Source organism: Microcoleus sp. B9-D4, assembly GCF_036705105.1.
Lineage (GTDB): Bacteria > Cyanobacteriota > Cyanobacteriia > Cyanobacteriales > Microcoleaceae > Microcoleus.
Window position 1 is genome coordinate 1 of sequence record NZ_JAUBTS010000157.1, and the last position, 1,921, is coordinate 1,921.

Genomic DNA, 1,921 nt, shown 5'->3' on the forward strand with positions numbered 1-1,921 from the left:
ACAGTGACATTTGCCGCTGTGACATTGATAGTTTCTACAACTGAGTTATCGGAGACTTTCTTGATGACAATATTGCCGATGCCTTTTTGTACGGCTTCACTCAATGTGACAACTAAATCAGCAGCAACTGCAATATTAGTGGCGTTGTCTGCGGGGGTGAAACTGGCTGTGGGGGCTGTGGTATCAACGGCAGCAGCAGTGCTGAAATTCCAAGCAGTTGCACCTGTCGTACCGGCATAATTGTTACCTGCTAAGTTTTTAATTGCACCAGCAGCAATTTCAACGTAGTAACCAGTACCGGGCGCTAAATCTGCCGTGGGATTAACTGTGACTGTACTACCGCTAACCGTGACATTTGTGGAAGTAACATCAATGGTTTCCACCACTGAGTTATCCGAGAGTTTCTTGATGACAATGTTGCCTGTACCTTTAACAACGGCTTCACTGAAAGAAACCACCAAGTTGGCACCGACGGCGACAGCACTAGCGTTATCGGCTGGGGTGAAACTGCTGGCTGTGGGCGCTGTACCATCAAGGCCGTTACCTTGAATGGTAAAGGTATAAGTAGATTCGTCGAGATCGTTGCTGGAAATATTAATTCGTGCGGTGCGAGTGCCGATAGCCGAAGGTTGGAAAGTAATTTCAAATGGGGTAGCTTGACTGGCACTAATAGTGTTGGCTGGTAATGTCTTGACGGTAAAATCACTGGCATTGGCCCCTGTAATGCTGACTACAGGCGTACCCGATAACGTCAAATTACTAGAACCCAAATTTTCAATGCTAAAGGTGCGAACTAGCGGGCTACCAACTGGGGTATCAGCAAAAGCAGTGCCATCAATTGTCGTGGGTGTAATATCTTGATTGGCGATGGAAGTACCATTGCCTTTGAGATCAATTTCCGGCGGGTTAATGAAGAAAGCTAAATCATTAGAGGCATTGGCATTGCCGTAGTTGAAGATATAGTTCCCACCCCCATAAGGGTTAGTATTCGAGAAAGAGAATGTACCTGTTCCCTCAAAAATAACGGAGTAGGTTTGCCCACTGGTAGCCGAATAAGGAGTGTCTAATTTAACTGTTTTCCAACCACTGCCCGATGGGAGTGATATGTTCTGTTGATAGGTAGGAGTACCTTTGTTCCCGCCAGCACCGCTGCCATTACTGCTGTTGTAAATCAATAAATTGCCAGTAAAAGCACCTCCGGTATAAACCGCAATCTCGCTAATTGTTCCATTCTCAGAAGCTGTGAAGCTCTGTCCCTGATGACTGGTATTAGCACTACCGTTTTGGGTTAATTGCGGGATGGGAGGAATCGGCAGCGTCGAAGCGGTGAGGGTTGTGAAGTTCCAACTGGTTGGCCCTGTAATCCCGGCATAATTGTTACCAGCCGAGTCTTTAATCGCCCCGCTAGCAATTTCTACATAGTATTCGGTACTTGGTGCGAGGTCAGCGTTAGGATTAATGCTGACAGTAGAACCACTGACGGTGACGTTGGCTGAGGTGATATCAATAGTTTCAACGACGGAGTTGTCAGAGACTTTCTTGATGACAATGTTGCCTGTACCTTTGGCAACGGCTTCACTCAAGGAGATGACCAAATCCGCTCCGACGGCGACACCAGTAGCGTTATCTGCGGGAGCGACGCTGCTGAGTGTGGGGGCAGTGGTGTCAGCGGCTGGGGCGGTGGTGAAATTCCAAGCAGTTGCACCTGTAGTACCGACATAATTGTTACCTGCTAAGTCTTTAATTGCACCAGCGGCAATTTCAACGTAGTAATCAGTGCCGTTAACTAAGTCAATAGTTGGATTAATGGTGACGGTACTACCGCTAACGGTGACATTAGTGGAGGTGACATCAATAGTTTCTACAACTGAGTTATCGGAGAGTTTCTTGATGACAATATTGCCGATGCCTTTTTGTACGG

General features: G+C 47.0%; 1 protein-coding gene. It reads right to left on the reverse strand.

Annotated elements, in window-relative coordinates:
• Nucleotides 1-1,921, reverse strand: a 1,921-nt coding sequence (locus QUB24_RS33285; RefSeq protein WP_333157849.1) for an Ig-like domain-containing protein, incomplete at both ends; no start/stop codon positions are given.